At 33.6% G+C, this 21,621-nt stretch carries 21 protein-coding genes; 8 read left to right on the forward strand and 13 right to left on the reverse strand.

Features of this window, described 5'->3' with window-relative positions:
- Positions 1-24: 24 nt before the first annotated feature.
- Together AC4PRO_RS08500 and AC4PRO_RS08505 are read right to left on the reverse strand one after the other, a co-directional pair.
- Positions 25-882, reverse strand: coding sequence for an ATP-grasp domain-containing protein (locus AC4PRO_RS08500; RefSeq protein ID WP_492117038.1), 858 nt, complete (start codon positions 880-882; stop codon positions 25-27).
- Positions 883-1,030: 148 nt separating this feature from the next.
- A complete protein-coding gene (locus AC4PRO_RS08505) occupies positions 1,031-1,717 on the reverse strand; it encodes an ABC transporter ATP-binding protein (RefSeq protein WP_074723910.1) in 687 nt (228 codons plus the stop codon).
- A gap of 425 nt (positions 1,718-2,142) precedes the next feature.
- Between AC4PRO_RS08505 and AC4PRO_RS08510 the strand changes: the two genes are divergently transcribed.
- Positions 2,143-2,802 (forward strand): DUF6565 domain-containing protein, encoded by a 660-nt coding sequence (locus AC4PRO_RS08510; RefSeq protein ID WP_492117039.1) that lies wholly within the window; start codon positions 2,143-2,145, stop codon positions 2,800-2,802.
- 59 nt (positions 2,803-2,861) lie between these two features.
- Here the strand turns inward: AC4PRO_RS08510 and AC4PRO_RS08515 are convergent, their stop codons facing one another.
- The 8 genes from AC4PRO_RS08515 to AC4PRO_RS08550 all read right to left on the reverse strand — a co-directional run bounded on the left by AC4PRO_RS08515 (position 2,862) and on the right by AC4PRO_RS08550 (position 10,650).
- Positions 2,862-3,653 carry an O-methyltransferase gene (locus AC4PRO_RS08515; protein ID WP_492117097.1) on the reverse strand — a complete coding sequence of 264 codons (792 nt, stop codon included), beginning with the start codon at positions 3,651-3,653 and terminating at the stop codon, positions 2,862-2,864.
- A gap of 516 nt (positions 3,654-4,169) precedes the next feature.
- The gene (locus tag AC4PRO_RS08520) at positions 4,170-4,799 is read right to left on the reverse strand and encodes a carbonic anhydrase (protein ID WP_074723908.1); all 630 of its coding nucleotides are present in this window, start codon (positions 4,797-4,799) and stop codon (positions 4,170-4,172) included.
- 726 nt (positions 4,800-5,525) lie between these two features.
- Complete coding sequence (locus AC4PRO_RS08525) at positions 5,526-7,388, reverse strand: ABC-F family ATP-binding cassette domain-containing protein (protein ID WP_492117040.1); 1,863 nt, start codon at positions 7,386-7,388, stop codon at positions 5,526-5,528.
- 678 nt (positions 7,389-8,066) lie between these two features.
- The gene (locus tag AC4PRO_RS08530; protein WP_492117041.1) at positions 8,067-8,486 is read right to left on the reverse strand and encodes a type II CBASS E2 protein; all 420 of its coding nucleotides are present in this window, start codon (positions 8,484-8,486) and stop codon (positions 8,067-8,069) included.
- Positions 8,483-9,292 carry an SMODS domain-containing nucleotidyltransferase gene (locus AC4PRO_RS08535; RefSeq protein ID WP_492117042.1) on the reverse strand — a complete coding sequence of 270 codons (810 nt, stop codon included), beginning with the start codon at positions 9,290-9,292 and terminating at the stop codon, positions 8,483-8,485. The genes AC4PRO_RS08530 and AC4PRO_RS08535 overlap by 4 nt, the downstream gene beginning before the upstream one ends.
- Positions 9,282-9,617: an SMODS domain-containing nucleotidyltransferase gene (locus AC4PRO_RS08540; protein WP_492117043.1), complete on the reverse strand. Its 336-nt coding sequence runs from the start codon at positions 9,615-9,617 to the stop codon at positions 9,282-9,284. Before AC4PRO_RS08540 ends, AC4PRO_RS08535 begins: the two co-directional genes overlap by 11 nt.
- Positions 9,614-10,381, reverse strand: coding sequence for an SMODS-associated NUDIX domain-containing protein (locus AC4PRO_RS08545; protein WP_492117044.1), 768 nt, complete (start codon positions 10,379-10,381; stop codon positions 9,614-9,616). Before AC4PRO_RS08545 ends, AC4PRO_RS08540 begins: the two co-directional genes overlap by 4 nt.
- A gap of 44 nt (positions 10,382-10,425) precedes the next feature.
- Positions 10,426-10,650, reverse strand: a complete 225-nt coding sequence (locus tag AC4PRO_RS08550; protein WP_492117045.1) for a DUF2188 domain-containing protein — start codon at positions 10,648-10,650, stop codon at positions 10,426-10,428.
- Between the two features lie 135 nt (positions 10,651-10,785).
- Between AC4PRO_RS08550 and AC4PRO_RS08555 the strand changes: the two genes are divergently transcribed.
- Both AC4PRO_RS08555 and AC4PRO_RS08560 read left to right on the forward strand, forming a co-directional pair.
- Entirely contained in the window at positions 10,786-11,121 is a 336-nt protein-coding gene (locus AC4PRO_RS08555; RefSeq protein WP_492117046.1) for a helix-turn-helix domain-containing protein, read from the forward strand.
- Positions 11,122-11,126: 5 nt separating this feature from the next.
- Positions 11,127-11,717, forward strand: a complete 591-nt coding sequence (locus AC4PRO_RS08560) for an ImmA/IrrE family metallo-endopeptidase (protein WP_492117047.1) — start codon at positions 11,127-11,129, stop codon at positions 11,715-11,717.
- Positions 11,718-11,757: 40 nt separating this feature from the next.
- Here the strand turns inward: AC4PRO_RS08560 and AC4PRO_RS08565 are convergent, their stop codons facing one another.
- The 3 genes from AC4PRO_RS08565 to AC4PRO_RS08575 form a co-directional block, all read right to left on the reverse strand.
- Entirely contained in the window at positions 11,758-12,363 is a 606-nt protein-coding gene (locus AC4PRO_RS08565; RefSeq protein ID WP_492117048.1) for a recombinase family protein, read from the reverse strand.
- A gap of 184 nt (positions 12,364-12,547) precedes the next feature.
- Positions 12,548-13,792: a hypothetical protein gene (locus tag AC4PRO_RS08570; protein WP_492117049.1), complete on the reverse strand. Its 1,245-nt coding sequence runs from the start codon at positions 13,790-13,792 to the stop codon at positions 12,548-12,550.
- 888 nt (positions 13,793-14,680) lie between these two features.
- On the reverse strand, positions 14,681-15,259 hold the full coding sequence (locus AC4PRO_RS08575) for a hypothetical protein (RefSeq protein WP_492117050.1): 579 nt from the start codon (positions 15,257-15,259) through the stop codon (positions 14,681-14,683).
- Positions 15,260-15,597: 338 nt separating this feature from the next.
- Here AC4PRO_RS08575 and AC4PRO_RS08580 point away from each other — a divergent pair, with 338 nt between their 5' ends.
- The 5 genes from AC4PRO_RS08580 (at position 15,598) to AC4PRO_RS08600 (ending at position 21,602) form a co-directional block, all read left to right on the forward strand.
- Positions 15,598-18,042, forward strand: coding sequence for a type I restriction-modification system subunit M (locus tag AC4PRO_RS08580; RefSeq protein WP_492117051.1), 2,445 nt, complete (start codon positions 15,598-15,600; stop codon positions 18,040-18,042).
- Positions 18,036-19,250, forward strand: coding sequence for a restriction endonuclease subunit S (locus tag AC4PRO_RS08585; RefSeq protein WP_492117052.1), 1,215 nt, complete (start codon positions 18,036-18,038; stop codon positions 19,248-19,250). The genes AC4PRO_RS08580 and AC4PRO_RS08585 overlap by 7 nt, the downstream gene beginning before the upstream one ends.
- An 18-nt stretch (positions 19,251-19,268) precedes the next feature.
- A complete protein-coding gene (locus AC4PRO_RS08590) occupies positions 19,269-20,336 on the forward strand; it encodes a hypothetical protein (protein ID WP_492117053.1) in 1,068 nt (355 codons plus the stop codon).
- A 97-nt stretch (positions 20,337-20,433) separates the two neighbouring features.
- Complete coding sequence (locus tag AC4PRO_RS08595) at positions 20,434-20,835, forward strand: hypothetical protein (RefSeq protein ID WP_492117054.1); 402 nt, start codon at positions 20,434-20,436, stop codon at positions 20,833-20,835.
- A gap of 20 nt (positions 20,836-20,855) precedes the next feature.
- Positions 20,856-21,602 carry a hypothetical protein gene (locus AC4PRO_RS08600; protein ID WP_492117055.1) on the forward strand — a complete coding sequence of 249 codons (747 nt, stop codon included), beginning with the start codon at positions 20,856-20,858 and terminating at the stop codon, positions 21,600-21,602.
- The last annotated feature ends 19 nt before the right edge of the window (positions 21,603-21,621 follow it).

Genomic DNA, 21,621 nt, shown 5'->3' on the forward strand with positions numbered 1-21,621 from the left:
TTGTTTTTCCAAGGAACACCAAATTTACTTTATTAATTCCACTATCGCGTTAACAAATCGTTCTAAGGAACCTTCACTTAGGTTAAAATATAGATCTGGTTCGATGCATTCTACTTCCATGAGATGCAACTCATTGTCAATTACAATTCCGTCCACTCTGGCGTACAATAACTTTCCTGGATAGGTATCTACAATTTTTTGCGCTTTGGCTATAAGCTCTGCATCGGGATGCGTTACTCTGTATATCCCGCCAAACTGTACTTGAATCCTAAAATCACCTGGGACAGGTTTTTTATTGACCGCGTGGGAGAATTTTTTATTAAAGAATATGATGGAAGTTTCGCCTACCGTTTGAATTTCTGGCATAAACTGCTGTAATAACAATTCTTTTTGAGACGCTATGGTTTTATATTGGGTATTTATTTTGTCAGCTTCGGCTGTTTCAAAGACTTCAGTAAGATAAGATCCGGCAGAAAAAGCGGGTTTTATAACCGCTTTTTTCCAATGGAAGGGTATTAGTTCTTTTAGATTCAGGTTATTGGTTTTATCTATAAATACGGTAGGGAGTATTTTGATTCCCTGCTGTTCCATTTCACGTAAATAAAACTTGTGTTTATTCTGTTTTATGATTGCAATGGGATTGAGTGTTTTAATTCCTAATTGTTCTATTTGATCAAGCCAAAGGTTGAATTCGGTTTCTTTTTCGAAATAATCCCAAGTATTTCTAAAAACTAAATAGTTATAATCACTCCAATTTATACTTGCATCATCCCAAATTACGGCAGTTGCAGTAATGTTATGTTTGGCCAGTTCAGGAATTAAAAGTTGGTCTTGTGGCGTTAATTCAGGCAGTTTTCCGCAGGTTAGTAAGGCAATTTTCATTTTCGAATAGTGTAATGGGTTAGTTGGATGCTATTTTGGAAACGATTCCCCTAGCCCGGATAGAAGTGAAAATCCTTTTTTATTCTGAATGCAGTTCAGGATAAAAAAGATTGTAATGAATAGCCGGAAAAAGCTCCTGAAAAAAAAACTATTTTGTGATATCGCTTTCCACCATACCGTCGCGTAAACGAATTATTCTATGTGCGTAAGCGGCAACTTCCTCTTCGTGAGTTACTAAAATAACGGTATTGCCCTGCTCATGAATGTCATTAAAAAGCTTCATAATCTCTTCAGAGGTTTTACTGTCTAAGTTTCCTGTAGGTTCATCTGCGAGAATGATAGAAGGCTTGTTGACTAAAGCTCTGGCAATGGCCACACGCTGGCGTTGTCCACCCGATAATTGATTGGGCTGGTGATCCATTCGGTCACCAAGGTTGACTTGTTCTAATACTTCGGAAGCGCGAGCGGTTCGTTCTGATTTAGAATATCCTGCATAGATCATTGGTAAAGCTACATTGGCCAGTGCTGTGGTGCGGGGTAGCAGATTAAACGTCTGAAAAACAAAACCAATCTCTTTATTTCTGATTTCGGCTAATTCATCATCTTTTTGCTTGCTTACATCTTGGCCATTTAGAATATATGTTCCAGATGTAGGCGTGTCTAAACAACCTAAAAGATTCATCAAGGTAGACTTTCCGGAACCAGAAGGTCCCATCAATGCGACATATTCTCCTTTATTAATTTCTAAATCAATACCTTTCAGTACATAAATAATCTCGTTACCAAGGACAAAATCTCTTTTGATATTGGTTATTTTTATTAATGGATTTGACATTGTTATTTGCAATTGGTGAATTATGTTTTTTGAATTTTAAAAGTACAAAACACTTTTGAATTATAGGTAAGTTGCTTAAAATACATTTTTGTTACAAAAAAATATAGGATAGCCTTTTTTATATTTTTTGAAGGCTCGTTTTGTACATATAATGAATTAATATCATTGTTAAGCACACTGTAAAGAGACGTTATACTTTAATGGCGCACTAGGCTGATTATTATTGACAATAGCAGTCGTTTTATAGCGAAATATTTTTAAAACGGGTAAATTTCATACTGTTTTGCAGCTCCTAATAGGGTGTTAATTTTAATTTATTTCACAATTTTAGGAATTGTTTATATAATTAACATGTTTATATTGAATGCAATACAATCCGATGTACATTCGCTTTATAATATTTAATAAATATAAAATCAAACATTATGAAAAGCACAAATTTAGTATTAGGAATGGCGGTTATAGCCTTAGGATTTACATCTTGTAAAGACGAAAAGACAGAGGAAGCAAATAAAACAGTTGAATCTTATGTTGTTTATGTTGACTCATTAGAAAATGTAGCAGCAGTGGATGCTAAAGCAAACTGGTCTTCAATTGAGGCTACCTATGAAGTAAGAAGTAGTCAAGCTGAAACAGCACTTGTAGATTTAAAAGAAAATGAAGAAGCTAAAGCAAAAATAGAAGCTAGTAAAGCAAAATATGCTGCATTACAGGCTAGAATGAAAGCAGATATGGAAGCTTCAATGCCAAGTTCTAAACAACAAATGAGAAATTCATTGTTTGGTGAAGGAAAAATTGGTGATGATATGAATTTTGACTGGGTAAATGCAGCCAATATTCATGGCGTATACCAACAGTTTGTTCATACTGTTGAAGATAACAAAGATAAATATTCTCGTGAAGACTGGGATGAAATTAAATTGATGTATGAAGCATTAGACAACAGAAAAAATACTGTTGAAAAAGAGGGGCTTACATCAGAGGATAATAGAAAAATCGCATCATTAAAATTGAAATTTGCTCCAATGTACACATTGAACAGAATGGGAGCAAAAACAGATGAAATGAAAGAAGCTAAAGAATAAGGTTTTACTAATTTATATTAGAAAAAGACAGTCAGAGATGGCTGTCTTTTTTTTGTGGATTAAACTCGGATGATAAAATGTTCTTTTGGCTGTTCGTGTCTAAAGAAAACGAATCCCCACTGAAAGGTGTCAATAGTTACCGTAACTTTTGGATGTTTTTTTATCGTTTCCCAAGCGTCTTCCATTTCTGCAGACCAATGGATATCGTCAAAAATCCACAGCGTATCATTAGTTATTGTGGGCAATAATAGATCAAAGTACTCTAGCGTAGCTTTCTTTTGATGGTTGCCGTCGAAGTAGATTAAGGAAAAGGGCTCCATTGAAGTATTCACTTTTTCTAAATAGCTACTAAATTCACTCACTTCAAATTCTACATTGGTTAAGCCAAATTTCTCTAATTGCTCTTGGGCAATTTTTGATGTTTCGGGGCAACCTTCAAGTGTCGTTATTTTTGTTTTCGGTACCAATTTTTGGGATCCTAAGGCTAGTGCAGAAGTTGCCAATCCTAATGATGTACCAATTTCTAAAATTGCATCCGGCTGAAAATAGCTTGTGATTCTAAACAATAATTGAGCCCGTTTTTCGGTAATTCCGGCCGTTTTGGCAATCTTGGCGATTTCTCTTTTGTTGGATTTGAAGACCTTCGAACCCGCCCCAAAATCAGTGACTTCAATTGTATTTTTATTTTCTAAAAGTGCCTTTCGATAGTCTTTTAAAACTTGGTATTCCAGTTTTGGCTTGCGGTCGTAAAAACATTTGGTAATCAAACTGAATACAAAAGGGGAGTGTACGGCATGCTCATTCTTAGAATGCCAAAGGAATTTTAGGTAAGATTTGATTTGGAATAGCATAGCGGTTATTACACGGATTTTCACAAAGGAAACGCGAAGATACAAAGGCATTTTATAATTGTGGAATTTTATAAATTACAAACCGCAACAGAAATAGACTCTTTTACGGTTTTTATTGATTAATCATATCCCTTTCGGGAGAGTTTAAATCTAGGTTATCGGGTTTTATTTACATATCCTGAATGTCGTTTGTCATAATTTGCACAATCTTTTCCTAATTGAAATATACAAAAAACAATAAGGGCCATCAGTATAAACCCTCGCATTATCTTATTAGGCGTTCTTGATAATGATTTGAATGATGAATTAAAAAGGTAATGATTATTCTTCATTTTTTTTTAGTGTTAATTAATTTTGTCTCTAAAATTGCTTTTTCCAAAGTAGTTCGTAAGCAAGGTAATATTTCTTCTTTTTCAATAACAACTCAAATAGTTTCTGTTGCGGCCTTTTGTTTCATTTTACAGACATTAGTTGTAATTCCGTAATGGCGTTTGTGATTGATGTGCTTGGGTTTGACTAGTCTGTTATTTTATAAATCTTTGTAATGTCTTTTAATATTTCATCAAAGTCAATGTTCAAATCAATTAATTTTCCAGTGTGAATGTCAAAAATCCAACCGTAGACTTTTAAATTTCGTTCGCTATTTGCTTTTTGAACCTCTGCTGTCTTGATGACATTGATGCATTGCTCCTGAACATTTAATTCGATCAGTCTTTTGTATTTTTTTTCTTCATCAGTTATGGCGTCTAGTTCTTTTACATGAATCCGGTACACATCACGAATATTTCTTAACCAAGGATTCAATATTCCTAAATCTACTTGTTGCATGGCTGCCAGTACACCGCCACACCCATAATGACCACAAACCACAATGTGATTTACTTTTAGATTTGTCACCGCATAATTAATTACCGACATGGAATTGAGGTCGGTATTTGGTACCATATTAGCAATATTGCGATGGACAAAAACAGTACCGGGTTGCAGACCCATTAGCTCTTCGGCAGAAACACGGCTGTCTGAACAACCTATGTATAGAAATTCTGGTGATTGTCCTTTGGCTAATTTGTCAAAATAAGTAGCATCGGTTTCAAGTTGTTTTGCAATCCAATTTTGGTTATTTTCGAAAATTTGCTTGATATCCATGAGATTGTATTTATAGTTCAAATATACAGATGAATACTCGAATTTTAAAATGTTCTTTTAATGGGTTCTTTGCTTTTTTAGTTTTCCTTGAATAATTTTATTGGTATAGATTGCGAAGATTTTTGTTTTTAATCCTTGTGGTCAGGAGAAATAATTGTTTTTTTTTCTAAATTCTTTAGCATTTATCGCAATAGATACGGTAATAATCACTAGTATATACTTCCTTAATTCTATGTAGGAAAGAAATTCGATTAGCGTAAAATTTTTCCCAAGGAATAGTCCTTTTAGGGGAACATATAGCGATATTAGTGTAAAAACTAAAGTCATTGTAAACATAATATACAGTGTTCCCACTATAAATTTTTCCCAGTTTGTATTCAATTTGAGGGTTTGTTTCATGGGGTTTTAAGTGTAAATAGTTTTGTATTTCATTTTGGACTAAAGATTATAGATACTCGAACAAGCTTGTGTTATTGTTGTTTTTGGTTGTTATTTGTTTCTCAACTTTATGGAAACGAAATGCAGTTATTTCTATTTTCGATCTAAATTACTTTTGCACAAAACGAAAGTAAATATAGTTGATTTGTCGTACAAAAAATTTTATTAATAAGAAAATTACCTAATAACAACAACCCCCAACACTTTCAAGCAATCTTGCTAAAAATGTTGAGGGTTTAATTTTATAAAGTATGTCTTTTTATTCCCCCTTCGGGGGCTAGGGGGATTTTATCCCTCGATCTTTGCGCTCAGCTCAAACCAGCGTTCTTCTCTATCTTCAATTTTATTATTGATGTTTTCGAGTTCTTTTGCTTTTTTTGATATGTCGTTATCTGGTACTTTTCCATCCGTGAATAATTGCTCGATGGCAATTTTTTGAACTTCTAAATCCTTGATTTCTTTTTCTATTTTCTGATATTCTTTTTGCTCATTGAAAGTCAAATTACCTGTTGGGTTGTTTTGCTTCCAGTCTTTTTTCTCCGCTTTGTTTTCCTCTTTTTGAGCTACATCTGTACTGTCTTCGTAGGCTCTAAAATCAGAATAGTTACCAGGGAAATCTTCGACCACACCATCACCTCTAAAAATGAATAAGTGATCTACAATTTTATCCATAAAATAACGGTCATGCGAAACTACTAACAAACAGCCTGGGTAGTCCAAAAGGAAACTTTCCAAAACGTTTAGAGTAACAATATCCAAATCGTTTGTTGGCTCATCCAGAATCAAGAAGTTAGGATTCTGAATCAAAACCGTACACAAGTACAAACGTTTCAATTCCCCACCGCTCAATCGGTCTACAAAATCATATTGTTTTTTAGCATCAAACAAGAAACGCTCCAGCAATTGCGATGCTGAAATCATTCTTCCCTTCATCAACGGAATAAATTCTCCGTATTCCTTGATCACATCAATTACACGTTGTCCCGGTTTTGGGTTGATTCCACTTTGAGTATAATACCCCAATTTTATTGTTTCTCCAATCACCACTTTTCCACCATCAAGCGGAAGTGAACCAGTCAATAAGTTCAAAAAAGTTGATTTTCCTGTTCCGTTTTTTCCTATGATTCCAATACGCTCTCCCGGTTGAAAGTCGTAACTGAAATTATCCATGATCACATGATCCTTGAATTTCTTGGAGATTTTGTGAAGCTCGATAATCTTGCTTCCCATACGTTCCATGTTGATCTCTAGTTCCACCTTGTTCTCCTTACGGCGACTTTGTGCTTTTTCTTTAATGTCGTAGAAATCATCCTGACGCGATTTTGATTTAGTCGTTCTCGCTTTTGGCTGACGTCGCATCCATTCTAATTCTTTAACGAAAAGGTTTTGAGCCTTGTCCACGCTTGAATTTTCAGAAGCAATGCGTTCTTCTTTTTTCTCTAAGTAGTAAGAGTAGTTTCCTTTGTAGGAATATAATTTTCCATTGTCTAGTTCGATGATTTCGTTACAAACACGCTCTAAAAAGAAACGGTCGTGCGTCACCATAAATAAGGTAATGTTTTCTTTGGCAAAATAAGCTTCTAACCATTCAATCATCTCTAAGTCCAAGTGATTCGTAGGTTCATCCAGAATTAATAAGTCAGGACGGTTGATCAAAATGATAGCCAGAGACAAACGTTTTTGTTGTCCACCCGAAAGGTTTTTTACTTTCAGTTTGAAGTCTTCCAACTTCAGTTTGAACAAAATTTGCTTGTATTGGGTTTCAAAATCCCATGCATTGTGTTGATCCATTCCGTCAAAAGCTTTTTGATACGCTTCTTCGTCTTCTGGGTTTTCTAATGCTTTTTCGTAGGCTTCAATTACTTTCAAAGTTTCATTATCCGAGGCAAAAATACTTTCCTCAATGGTCAGTTCGTCCTGTAGATTGTTGTTTTGAGACAAGAAAGCCATTTTGATTCCTTTTCTCAAAACTACCTGTCCAGTATCTGATTCGTCCAAACCATTAATGATACTCATTATGGTGGTTTTTCCCGAGCCATTCTTGGCTATAAAGGCAATTTTTTGGTCTTTGCTAATCCCAAAAGAGATATTTTCAAAAAGCGTTCTCTCTCCGTAGGATTTCGAGATATTTTCAACAGAAAGGTAATTCATGCGTAAAAGGGTTGTATTTGCTGAGTTTTTTATTTTTTTTTATGCTTGGTCTCTAATTCGGTCTCTAATTTTTTGAGCACCCAAAAAAAACCACCGTGCAAAGGTAGTTTATTATTGTTAAGGTTGACATTATTTAGAATTAAGAACTTTCTCGAGTTCGGATACTTTGAATCGTCGCCTGTTGCTATTGAAGGGCGTATAGGCTTTGATTATACCATTAGTAATATATGACCCCAGCGTTGTCAATGACTTTATGCTGAGAATGTCCATTGCCTCTCTGCTACCTACAAATTTTTTATTGCTTTCCATATAATTTAATATTTATATGTATACTCAAAAGTTCGATCAAAGTTTAGGTTTTTGTGAGGATTATTTAACCATGACGTTATAGTTCCCCCTACAATGCCTTTAACTTTTTACCTATTCAAAGGTTATTAACTTACTTTAAAGAGTATTGAGATAAAGATTTGTTTATTCAGAGTAGAGTGATATTTAAAATGTGGACATAGAGAGTTCTGAACTTTGGCAGATTACTAAGTAGAAAGGTGTTTTTCGTTTTTAAAAGATTACCTCTGTCTTTTGTACACAGGGCTTTAAATATTTAGGTTAGTGATTATAGGTACCTCAAATGTAAACATAGGATAGAACAGAAGTATACTTGAAAAGGGATGTGTAGTTTTAGATATGTACACCACCGCCTAGCCATTTTCCAGTTGTATGCCATACTTCATAATAATAAAGCCACAGTGAAGTCCAGGGAATTATGGTATCGCAGATTAATTCTGTTTTCTTAAATTCGTCATATTTTGGCATGAATAGGCATAAACTTTCTTGCGAATACATATGTGGAATGTCCTCTTCTTTTTGGCTCTTTTTTAAAGTTGGATCCAAGATTTTTACTTCAATTAGTCTTCTCTTTTTAATGATGAAGTATTTTATCTCAACAGTGTAAACATCACTTCTTGAAGTCGGTTTTGTCTTTCCTGTCGCTGTTAAACTAACAGCATTGAAATGCACATCCCATTCTGGAAATTTGAATTTCAATGCACTAGCTTGTTGTGCTATAGTTTTGTTTTTTATTAGATTTTTGATATTCATTTGCTTCCATAAAAAGTATTTGGTTTTACAGCCGAAGTCGAAATCATACCTGCGTATGTTAGGGAACCAGTGGTTCGATCAATTACTAATTTATTATCAGTTCTTGCTTTTTCAATAACATTAGCCTGTGACGTCTGTGCTGCGAAATATAATTCATCACCAAACAAACCTTTTAAGATGTTTCCTTCTGGAATAACACCGTTTTCTTTTTTAAGTTCTTGCCATTCGTTGTATAAATGCTCGCTAAAAGCTTTAAATGCATAATAATATTGTGGTTCATCTTCCCATTTGTCGGTAAAATCTTCTTCTGAATTTACAGGATTAAGTACCTTGATTCTTCCTGACATATTTTTTGTGTGAAGCAATATCCTGTTCACAATGTTCTCAACAGTTAAATAAATACTTTCTTCGCCATTATAGAATTGCCCCGCTATTGTTGTCAAAACTACACTGGAAGTTTTAAATGTATCATCTTTTTGAAAATAAATATCTCTATATCTCTTAATTAATTGAACTGCTCGTTGCAATGGTTTTTTGTTATCAAAGTCATTTGCTGGCAAGTTTTCTGCCCGTAATGCTTTTTGTAATAAGCTAAATTGAATTACATTAGTTTTTTCCAAAAACCACTTTGCATACCCTTTTGGGTTGCTACTTACCCAAGTTTTCAATGCACGATCTGGAACTCTTAATTTGTTTTCATCCCATTCATTTTCTTGAATGCCGGGTAAAATATCGATATGGAAATCACCAGCATAATTTAGTCTAATACATCTATTCTTTAATTCTATTTTACTATTATAGAGCATGTTCTCTTAATCTACGCTTTAATTCATTGTAGATTTTTTCAGGCGTATGATTGTTGAAATTTGCTTTAAGATGTAAAGCAATGTCTAGATCAAATTCATCTTTCCCTATTGGTTTGACTGTGGTTCTAGTTTTCACTGAGCCATGAGGGTAAAAGTCATACTTAAATGGTTTGAAAAATATTTCATCTGTTTCTATCCATTTTTTTATTGCTTCATAGTGTTGGATCATCAACTCATAGCGGGTTGTATCCAATTGTAGATCTTCTGCCATTCTATCCAGTAAATCATCTAATTGAACATTTTTGTTTTGAAAAATTTTCATCATTGTGGTAATATTTTAAATGTATGCGGTAGTATTCTGATACCGTTATTCGTGTTTCCTCTTTTAATTTCCTCTGGGGTTACAAAGGCTATTTCATCATTGTTGATTAAAGATTTTATTGCCTCTTTCTGCTCATCAGTTTCAAATCTTAGTTCGAAAATATCAGCATAACGAAATTGTTCTATTGAATAATCTACTGTGCGTAGTATACCTTCTTCATGTTTTCCTACATAAGTATATTTGATATGTTTAAAAAGATTTTCAGGAAGTAAACCTGATTCGATCAATTCTTCATAAAATTCACGCCAAGGATCAATTTCTCTATTTTTTCTGCTCTCAAACCATTTAAAAAAAGCACTTAACTTTTTTCTTTTATTAATTACAATTCTTAAATCGTTTTCAGTATCTTCATCTCTTGGCACTTGATTACAAGGTACAATTCCTAGATTGTCAAAATTTTCTCTATTTTCCTCTTTGAAATATTTATATGCCCCCCCTATTGGTTGGTAACCCGTAAAATCTTTTTTATGTCTCTTGATTAGCATATATTTGCCGTTAAATTCAATCCTAAATAAATAAGCAACAGTTACTCTTACAGGCGAATTATATTTCCAAAATTGTGGCTTTATTAATTTCCACCTTTCACTGTTGTCTATTAAGAAAATGACAAAATCGATGAAACAGGCTATAGTAATTCCAAGTGAAATATTAAATATGGCATCTTGAATTTCGCCTTTTTTTAGTAAAAAACTAGATGCCAAACCCATTATTCCAGTGCCGAAGTTGATTATTCCTCTATTGGTCATTCAGATTATCCTTTAGGTGGAAAATTATCTTTGCCATAGGTGTTTCTTTCTCTAATTTGTCCATTTGGTCGATGAATAAACATTTCAGATTTTTGATTAATAGCAATTTCTTTTGCAATTTTAATAGCCTGAGCCTGTGTTGACACAATTTTAGTTGCTTTTTGGTTTCCTGCCCCTTGTACTGCCCAATTATTTCCCTTTGGCACTACGTGTTGGTTTTTTTTACTCATAATAGTTATAATTTAGAAATTAATGATATATTTGTCTCATATATAAAACAAATATCAATTACGTTTCATCAAAGATACAAAACTATTTTATTGTTGCATAAGTGAAACAATGTTTAACACGTAAAACTTATTAACATGCAATCAACACTTAATACAGACCTTTTAGCAGGTATGTTAAAAAGTAAAAGGGCAAGTAAAGGATTAAGGGCTATTGCTGAGGAAATTGGCAATGTAAGTGCAGCTACCTTATCAAGAATTGAACAAGGAAAAATTCCAGATGTGGATACATTTATTAACATTTGCAATTGGTTAAAAGTATCGACTGATACTTTTATTATAGGTAATACAGATTCTAATCCTGTCACTAATAAAGAGCAGGTTGTTGCTCACTTGAGAGCAGATAAGGAATTGACTCAGGATACTGTAAGTATGCTTATTAAAATGATAGACATGGCATACGAAACAAAATAATTCTTTTGGCATCAACAAGTATTCTTAGAAGAGGTTTTAAAGCAAAGGCTGAAAAAATAGCAACTGAACATAGAGAAATTCTCGGGATTCATGCTTGCGCACCTTTGTGTGCATTTAAATTAGCAAAATATTTAAATGTTGAAGTTTTTGATGCAACTGAATTTTTGAAAGAAGAGATTGAGCTAATAAAATTAGAAGGTAAGGATTGTGAAGGGTATGGCTGGAGTGCTTTAACTATGATTACAAAAAAGGGTAATCGTATTATAATTCATAATAATTTTCATAATCCAGCGCGTCAACAGAGTAATATCATGCATGAAATAGCTCATATATTATGTGGGCATGAAGTAAAAGAATTACCTAAAGACTTAATTATACCATTTGGAATGAGAGATTTCGACAAAATTCAGGAAGAAGAAGCAATTTATTTAGGTGCAACGCTACTATTATCTAAGCCATGCCTTCTTTGGGCTAGAAAAAGAAATATGAGAAATGAAGATATTGCAATTCACTTTAATGCAAGTATTGAAATGGTTAATTTTAGAATGGGTATAACTGGTTTGAATAAACCTTTTTTCAGGAAAAGTGCTTCGTAATAGTTTGTGGTTGAAACTGTAATTTGTCCTTTGTGGAACCTTATAGTATAGTTGCCAATAATCTATGAACTTTCTGCGCAGTCCCTAAACTGCAACCACCAATCTTAGCAGCACGTCTGAGCGACTCACCATTTTTCAACTCTTTTACAACTGCCTTATATTTTTTAATAAATTCATCATCCGTCATTTTTGCACCATATAATCTACCATTGTACTTTCCACTAATCTTTGCCAACTCTATGCCTTGACGCTGGCGTTCAAGCATATTATCCCGTTCCATTTCTGCCACGTTGCCAAGTACGCTGACTATCATCTTAAAAGTAGGATTAGGCCTGTTGGAATCTACTAATGAAAACATACCTATATTTTCTACAAACAATTTAATTGACCTCTGATTAAAGAACTCGATCATAGTTAAAATATCTATTATGTTGCGACCAAGTCGATCGATGGACGAAATGTGTATCTCTGTAACAGATGAATTCTCTATATCGGTTAGAAGTTTTTTAGCTTCCTTTCTTTCTGAAAATTTTATCGATCCCGATATCTTATCCACGTAAATTTTGGAAAATTCCTTACTATTTATCTCTTGACGAGATGTGTTTTGGTCTTCACTTGAAACACGAATATATTTTACTTTCGTCATAACTACAGAATTTATTAGCAAATATAGTGTATATTTTTAGGGTGGCAATAGTATACACCTGATATATAGTGAAATTATAGTTCTGGAACCGTAACAATTTAGAGTATGCCCTATTAATATACATTAGCAGGGCAAGCAACTTATTTGTCAAAACTTATATATTTTTTTTCGTGATTAATTAATTTCAATTTAGTTTTTCCGTAACAAAAGTTGGATGTCCACTATATTTGGCAGTAAAGCAACCCTTGATAATTTGTGTTGTACGTTCCACATCATTGTCACCTACTAACCAAGCATCATGAATGGTATAATATTTTATCCCCGCTGCGTTAAGTTCAGAGGTAATGATGTCTATACATATTTTGGACTCTGCTTTTTGCATTTTTATGGCTAATTGGTTGTGCTTTTCACGCTTTTGAGCTTCAACCCAGTTCATGATCGTAGGAAATTCTTTTTTGAACAGGCTCTTTTCTTTACTATACGATGCATTCTTAGAGTAAAATATGCAAAACATCATTTCTTTTATTTTTTTCCTCTTCACTTTAAATTCATCTTCGGTCATTGTATTGACTTCTTGTCGATAAAACTTATACATCATGTATTCGTAAAATTGTCCAGTTGATGTTAGTTCAGAATATTTTGCCAGTTCTTCTTTATCTAATTCATCATTATGTGCATCTTTGAGCATCAACGACAGCAGGTACGGCTGGCTGTTCGTTATATCAATCTGCGTAAGTTCTTTTGTCGTTATAAACTGCTTCAATTCCGATTTCAAATTGGTGAGATTGGTATCCACGCGACCATTGGTTTTATTTTTTTTGAAAAATAGATCTCTATCTTTGATAGCATTTATGGACATATAATGAGAGTTATATCTATTAAGCGCTTTAATAATTCCTGTTGTGTTACTTGAATCGGTATTTCTAATAGCTTTTGCATATTGTTGTTTGATATACTTAGCTGCCGCCTCATAATCAATGTCAAATGTGTTCATGAAATGATCACGTGCTGGTTTTAGAGTATCATTTACAAAATTATTTCTTTCGTTTTTGTTACGGAAAATATTCTTGACAAGGGTTTGGTTAGATAATTTAACAATCACTAGTTTAGACAGCAATGCATCATTGAACTTATAACCTTTTGATTTACCCCTTATGGCACTAGACAGCTCATCACACTCAATGATGCCATAGTCTTTTAAATAGTTTTTTGCTTTTTCACAACTAATCCCATTGGTGATTATATCTCTGAAATAATTACCTGGTATGTCCGTATATGTGCTACTATAGTTCGTATCCTTTTTATGATAAACGGAAATTCTAAATATCATGTCACAAATGACATAAAGGTGCTCTTTGTTGCTGTATTTTGATTTTTTAATGAGCGCTAATACTTTGCGCGGTAGATAACGATTTACTGTTTTAGTCATTATTTAGTGTCATACTTTTTAAGTTGTGTCAATTTTTTACATCCAGACACCCCTGGGTCAATTACTTCCCAGGTGGATGAATAAAAATATTTATTAGTGTATATATTAAAATTCATTGCTCTCTATGGTCCTTTATAGTTGATTACCAAAAACTTCATAAAGGCATCTACGGATTAAAACCTTTGTCTATATACTTATATGATGACTTTAGTCATTTGTTTAGATAATTTTTAATTAAAAACGCATAAATCATCATGTTGTCAATGGTAGTAAGGCTTTATAGGTGTTTTATCTGTCGAGAATTGTACTGCATAAGAGTGGTTAAAGAATGTAGATAACTACTAGTAGAAAGAGCAGGGTCCAATGAAGTGGCAAAAGAAACAAAGTAGATTGTTATGTTATTTACATGTTTTATAATCAATAATCTCTAAACCAAGGTTACGGCAGTGACAGCAACGGTTTTTCGGTATTTTACCTCTTCAAAAGTGTACTACATAAGAGAGGTTTAATAAATAGAGATATCTAGTAGAATGAGTTGATCCGGCGAAATGGCAAAAGGAATAAACTAGATTGTTATATTATTTCCATGTTTTTTAAATAATAATGCCTAAACCGAGGTTACGTCATTGATAACAAGGCTTTACACGTATATCGCCCCCTTAAAAGTGTACTACATAAGAGGGGTTTAATAAATAGAGATAATTATAAGTGAGGGATGAAAGTGTCATAGTGTTTAATAATTACTAAATCACTATTTTGCTATAATCATTAGCTTTCTAATGTGCACTTGAGCCTAATGAGAAAGCAATTTAATGCTGCTTTTGCCGACCCCAAAGTCGAGCAAAAGAATTATGGCGATTTATGGAAGGTGGAACAGGAGTCAAGCAGTCATTCAATCTCAAAAGCGAATTGATTGGTTATCACCGTTTCGCTTTTGATAAAATTAAAATTGTGCTGTTGATACTTATTATTAGTCAAGAATACATTGTTGTCAAATTCAGCTACAGTGAAGATAAAATCATCAATATACAGTTGTTGGTCATCAATTTCTAAATATTGCTGACACAGTAGTCCAATTGTTTTTTGAACTACATAAATACCTTTTTCAAGTTTATTGGAAACAAAACTTTGATTTTCCTCTAAATTGAATAGTGGAAATAGGACATTTTTATTGAACAATTCATGAGATTGTATTTTTAATACCTTGTGCCGATTATACCAAATTTCGATATGACCTTTAGTAGTGTTGAGCATACCACTAACCTTGGCCGAATTAATATCCGCTAGTTCTTTAAACAGAGGATCTTTCAAATCATAATAAAAAAAGGGGTCTAGAAGTAAATCAGTAAGTGATCTGTTTTTTCTAGAACCAAAATCTGACCACAGTTCATAGGTAGCTGGGGCCAACTGCAGCTGCCGTATTTCAATGCCTTCACCAAATGTATTTACTTTTATTTTAGGCATCATTTTTTTATTATAAGTATAGATAGCTATACCTTAAGTTATTATAATTTCTTCTTTAGTCTTATTTACATTGCAAAGGTAATGCTATCGAGCGCTAAATTATGACGTGCTAAATTTCTTTAAATATCACTAATTATGGGTATTGTAATACTGATAATAAAAGTATTTATTGTGTACCGAAATATGGGTGCTATTTTTCAAAAGCTATTCAGTTGATTTTGCTGATTAGTAAGCTAAATAACTTATATAATAGTTACTTTAGCTACCCAAAATCAATTTTATAAATAAACTCGAGCGTAAAAGTCACTGACTAACTGCTACATACACAATAAAAATTTTCAATGGCAATCAAAAAATCAGAATTATACAGCTCATTATGGGCTAGTTGCGATGAGTTACGAGGCGGAATGGACGCTTCACAATACAAAGATTACGTACTCACCATGTTGTTTGTAAAGTACATTTCAGACAAGGCGAAGAAAGACGATAGCTTTGCAATTGTGGTACCAACAGCAGCTTCTTTTGATGCTATGGTTCAATTAATAGGCACACCTAACATTGGTGATGACATCAACAAAAAAATATTGAATGTCATTAAAGAGGAAAATGGATTAAACGATTTCCCTGACTTCAATGATGAAAATAAATTAGGTAAAGGAAAAGATCTGGTTGATACGGTATCCAATTTGGTGCGTATATTCAATGATAATAGTTTAGATTTTTCTAAAAACTCTGCCGAAGGCGATGATATATTAGGTGACGCTTATGAGTACTTAATGCGTCATTTTGCTACGGAATCAGGGAAATCAAAAGGGCAGTTCTATACACCTGCCGAAGTATCTCGCATCCTGGCAAAAGTAATTGGTATTAGTCCGAGCAATGCCACCACCCAAACCACGGCTTATGATCCGACAGCGGGGAGCGGAAGTTTGCTGCTGAAAGTAATGAACGAAGCAGGAAAAGGCATTGATTTATACGGTCAAGAAAAAGAGACGGCTACAGCCAACTTAGCACACATGAACATGATATTACATGGTGCTGAAACGGCGACCATTGTAGCTGATAACACCCTAACACGTCCTGCATTTACTGAAAACGGAAAGCTAAAACGTTTTGACTACGTGGTTAGTAATCCACCATTTTCGTTAAAAAGCTGGAGTAATGGTTTAAATATCGAAAGTGATGAATTTGATCGTTTTGAACTAGGAGTACCACCCGAAAAGAATGGTGATTATGCGTTCTTATTACACATTTTACAATCTTTAAAATCAACAGGAAAAGCTGCAGTTGTTCTGCCTCACGGTGTTTTGTTTAGAGGAAACGCCGAGGGCGAAATTCGAAAAAACATATTAAAAAAAGGTTACATCAAAGGCATTATTGGATTACCTGCCAACTTGTTTTACGGGACAGGAATCCCCGCTTGTATTATTATTTTGGATAGAGAAAATGCAGAGCACCGTAAAGGGATCTTCATGGTAGATGCCAGTAAAGGATTTACCAAAGATGGTAACAAGAACCGCTTGCGCGAACAAGACATTCGAAAAATCACCGATGTATTTACTACCCAAATAGAAGTGCCTAAGTTTAGCAGAATGGTACCTATTAGTGAAATAGCCGATGCTAAGAACAATTACAACCTGAACATCCCTCGTTATATAGACACACAAGAAGCAGAAGATTTACAAAATATAGAAGCCCATTTACAAGGAGGAATCCCACTGGTAGATGTAGACGCTTTACAAAATTACTGGAATGTATTCCCTAATTTACGCAACAGTTTATTCAAACCATTGCGAAATGGATTTGTCGAGGTTACCATTCCTATAACGGACCTGAAAACTACTATTTTCGACCATAGTGAGTTTGTGGCTTTTAATACAAATTTACAAGAGACTTTTGACCAATGGATGAGTGAACAGCAAGAACAGTGGGGAAAACTAACTGTAGGAACCCATCCTAAAGAAATTATTGCCCAAGCTGGCGAAACCTTATTGGATTCTTTCGAAAGCAATGCATTGGTGAATGGTTACGATATGTACCAACACCTAATGCACTACTGGAACGAAACGATGCAAGACGATGTGTACTCGATAGCCATAGACGGATGGAAAGCGGGTAACGAGTACAAACGTTTGGTGGTAAAAGGCAAAAAAGGCAAAGATGGTAAATTAGCCAAAGACAAAGAAATTGGTGGACTGGCTGGCGTAGAAGGTAGAATTATACCGCCCCAATTGTTGATTAAGATATTTTTTACTACCGAGCAAAATATCATTTCAACCCAAGAACAATTGGTAGAAACTGCCCAAGTCAGATTGACAGAATTAGAAGAAGAACATAGCGGTGAAGAAGGCTTGTTTGCCGATTTAGAAAAGGTAAATGCAACTGAGGTAGCTAAATTATTGAAAGAAAAGCAAAAAGAAGCTAAGACGAATGTCACACTGAGCGAAGTCGAAGTGTTAAAAGAATACATTGCCAATACAGAAGTAATTAAAAAGACCAATGCTGAGATTAAGAAGTTAAACGAAGCCTTGGAAAAAGCTGTCGTTGACAAATATGCAACTTTACCCGAAGCCATTATTAAAGATGCTATTTTGAACTACAAATGGAAAGCACATTTACAAGCTTGCTTACAACAAGAACAAGAACGCATTAGCCAAAACCTAACCCAACGCATTAAAACATTGGTAGAACGATATACAACGACTTTAATAAGCTTAGATAACCAAGCCAATGAAGCTGCTGCCAAAGTAAAGTTACACCTTGAAAAAATGGGATGGTCATGGTAAAAACAGGATACAAACATACAGAGATTGGTCTGATTCCTGAGGATTGGAATATTGTAAAAATTGGTGATTCCTTTGCTTTTAAGAATGGTTTAAATAAAGAAAAAGAATATTTTGGTTATGGCTATCCTATTGCAAATTATATGGATGTTTATAAAAATACTTATTTGAACTCTTTCAAAATTAAGGGCAAAGTTTATGTTTCTAGCACTGAATTACGAGGCTTCAAAGTTGATAAAGGAGATGTTTTATTTACTCGAACTTCTGAAACACATGAAGAAATAGGATTGACAGCTGTTATTACTTCGAACTTAATAAACACTGTATTTAGTGGATTCTTATTAAGAGCTAAACCTTACAATGAACTTTTTGACAATGAATTTTGTAGATTTTGTTTTGATAATGAAATTGTAAGAACACAAATAATTAGTAATGCATCATACACAACGAGGGCTTTAACTAATGGTAGGGTTCTAAGCGCGATTCAAATCCCACTACCACCACTTCCAGAACAACAAGCCATAGCCGAAGCATTAAGCGATGCTGATGCTTGGATCGAAAGCTTAGGACAACTTATTGCTAAAAAACGCCTACTCAAACAAGGTGCTATGCAGGAATTGTTGACACCAAAGGAAGATTGGGAAGTTAAGAAGTTGGGGGAAATTGCAGAGATTGCAACAGGAACAACACCTTCAACAAGAGATTTAGATAATTATGGTTCTGATTATTGCTTTGTTAGTCCAACTGATTTAGGCGAGGTTAAATATATTTTAAAAACAGTAAAAAATCTTTCTAAAAAGGGTTTTAATATTTCAAGAAAATTTCCAAAACACTCAATATTATTTACTTGTATAGGTTCAACAATTGGTAAATCTGGTATTACTTCATTTGAAATGACATCTAATCAACAAATAAATGCAGTATTTCCTGATAGCTCTTTTTCAACAGAATTTTTATACTACTATCTTAATTTAATTTCTGATAAAATAAAATCTTCCGCAAGTGAACAAGCTCTTCCAATGATAAATAAAACAGAGTTTGAAAAAATATTAATCAGTTTACCAAATTTATTTGAACAGATCCACATTGCCACAATTATATCAGATATGGATTTGGAGTTAGAAGCTCTGCAGCAGCAATTAGAAAAAGCAAGGCAAATAAAACAAGGCATGATGCAGGAGTTGTTAACGGGAAGAATTAGACTGGTTTAATTAAATAAAAGTATGAAAATGAATAGCATAAAAATAAAAGAAAGGTTTTATTTAGAACTAGAGTTTATAGATTGGCTTACAGAAGCAACAGCGGTGAGTACCGATTCTGCCAAAAGTTATGGAGTCTATTTACAATCGGCATTTCAAAAGCTTAGAGCGATTAGTGAGAATTCTGGTAAGCATGAGCACTTATATTTTGAGCAAATAAAAGCAGCTGTTCAATCTGGGTACGAAAATTTAATAAGTGATTCTGTTTTAACTTTGTTTCAGTATTTATGCACAAATGGTATCGAAGATGAATTGCAATATTCTAAAAAGTACGTTCAAAACTGGCGAAGTGCCTTAATGCAATATGGAGAATTTTTAATAGAATGGAATTCGGAAAATGGTAAAGAAGGAATTCAAGAAAATGTAGAAGAAAATAGTGCTCTTGTATTGGATTATGAAATTGCCATTGGTGATGCCGTTACTTTTGATAAAAAAAATTTATATAAAGTTTTTACGCAAAGGTTATTGTCTCAAGATCGTTTTTATAGCAATGTCTATTTTCCAATCAGTTTGATAAAAAAAATATTCTACAAGCGAAAACAGAAGATAGTCTTTGATGCCTGTATAAATAAAATGTTAGACCACACCAAAATATTTTATGAAAGCGGATACTATCTACTAAAAGAAATTTCTCATATAGAATTAAAAAACGGACAAGTATATGTTACCAGTAAAAATAGAGAACATACTGTTTACACCAAAATGGCAGATAATAAAACAGTAGTTCCTATTACAACTCAACATCTTAAATTTATAGTTTTAGACCATGAGAAGCCTATGTTAGCCATCATGAATGAAAAACTATCAAATCTTTCACTATTTCAAGAAATTACTACGGTGATAAAAAAGTATACAAAGGGGGGCAAAATTGATAGAAAAATATTGGCTAAAATAAGTAAAGAATTGTTTACTGATGGATTTACAGATCAAATAGAACTGGAAGCGCTTGAAATAGAATTTGAACATATTTGTACGGATGTCACTTTACAGTTGATGGACACTAAGCAAAATGCATCAAAAGGAGCGTCTTATAACTGATTTCAACAATTGGAAGGGGATTTAAACCGATCGGTTTTGTCGGTATTTCGATTGATATTTGAAATAATTTTGATAATTACAATTAAATAATAGTACTATGGCATCCACAATTCACAAAGGAAATTCTACAAGCAGTAGTAACATTTTATTCACTTTTGATGGGAAACACCTTTTACAAGGTAACTCAACTAGCAGCAGCAATATTTTATACACTATTGACGGCTGCCATCTCTATAAAGGAAATTCAAATAGCAGTAGTAATATTATGTACACTTTTGACGGTAAACATTTCTATAAAGGAAACTCAACTAGTAGCAGTAATATCATTTACACTTTTGACGGTAAGCATATTTATAAAGGAAACTCAACGAGTAGTAGCAATATTCTTTACACTTTTGATGGTAAACATTTCTATAAAGGAAACTCAGCTAGTAGCAGCAATATCCTTTTAACGGTTATCGGTCATTTTTCGATGAGTATTTTCCCAGTGATTTTGTAGGTAAACTAAAATCGATCTCTATGTCAAAAACAGCCCAGATAAACCAAGTGCTTCAATCTTATTTTGAAGAAAATAAAAGTGTAAAAATCATTCCTGCAAAGGATATGATGCCTTATTTTATTTTGGCCGGTGTTTTTACTAAAGACATCAAAAATGGTTTGCCCATCCGTAATGTGTTGAGACGAATAGATAAAAACAACCAATTGCATTTGATACCTTATGTGTATGCAGAACGAAAAGAGGTGAATACCAATTGGTTTTTTCAACGGAGTACTAGTCAAGCAATAGACAAATCACAACCATTAGAGATTAAGCTAAAGTTGATACAACTTAAAGAACAGAAAACTAATTCCAGAAAAGATAGTGACGAACATTATGTTTTGGATTTGTGTGATGAGGTATTGCAGATAAAGGGGTTACGACAACATCGGTTTGATTTTTTGTTAGGTGATGCCAATGCACAAGGACGGAAAGCCAAATTACCCGTAGATAATTATTATCCAGAATTGAATTTGGTTGTAGAATATAAGGAACAGCAGCACAGCAAACCTAATAAACATTTTGATAAACCTGACTTGTTCACAGTGAGTGGTGTTCATCGTGGCAAACAAAGAAAAATATACGATCAACGAAGATTAGAAGTGTTGCCAAAACATGGGATTACCATAATTGAAATATCATATTCTGATTTTAGGTTTGATAAAAAAGATAAGATTTTGAGGGAGTACAACAAGGATTTGGCGGTAGTGAAAAAGGTATTGAAATAACGATTTGGTATGACGATGT

It is taken from the genome of Flavobacterium sp. DW-iso2 (genome assembly GCF_058725285.1).